Source organism: Candidatus Pelagibacter communis, assembly GCF_001179965.1.
Lineage (GTDB): Bacteria > Pseudomonadota > Alphaproteobacteria > Pelagibacterales > Pelagibacteraceae > Pelagibacter.
This window is the reverse complement of sequence record NZ_CVSH01000054.1, coordinates 1-635: the sequence shown is the minus strand read 5'-3', so window position 1 is coordinate 635 and position 635 is coordinate 1. Positions and strand designations below refer to the sequence as shown.

General features: G+C 26.9%; 1 protein-coding gene. It reads left to right on the top strand.

Annotated features, from left to right (window positions below):
* On the top strand, positions 1–635 hold a 635-nt coding region (locus AMN73_RS03620), incomplete at both ends, for a glycosyltransferase family 2 protein (protein WP_075534922.1).

The following is a 635-nucleotide window of genomic DNA, read 5'->3' as shown; positions in this document are numbered from 1 at the left end:
GTTTTCAATAATAATACCTACATTTGAAAATCATAAATATCTTAAAACATCGATTAATTCTATTAAAAAGAATTCAAAATTTAATCATGAAATTATTGTACATATAAATGGAGAAGATAAAGAAACCGAAAATTTTTTAATAAATTCAAACATAAAATGCACTAAAACTAAAACTAACATTGGTTTATGTAGTGGCGTGAATATAGCAGCCAGTAAATCTAAATATGATTTAATAGTTTATGCACATGATGATATGTATTTTTGTCCGGATTGGGACACCCATTTAATTAATGAGATAAATTTAATAAAACATCATAAATTTTATTTTTCATCGACACAAATTTCACCTTCAAAACCACTCAAAGGATCAATAACAAACCATATTTCATTTGATTGTGGTGAAAATATTGAAAGCTTTAATGAGGAAAAATTAATTAAAAACTACAAAAATTTAGAATTTCATGATCTACAAGGATCACACTGGGCACCTCATATCATGACAAGAGAAATGTGGTCTCAAATTGGGGGTTTTAGTGAAGAATTTAACCCAGGATTTGGATCTGATCCTGATCTAAATATGAAAATGTGGAAAAATGGTGTAAGAATTTTTAAAGGAGTTAACAAATCACGTGTTT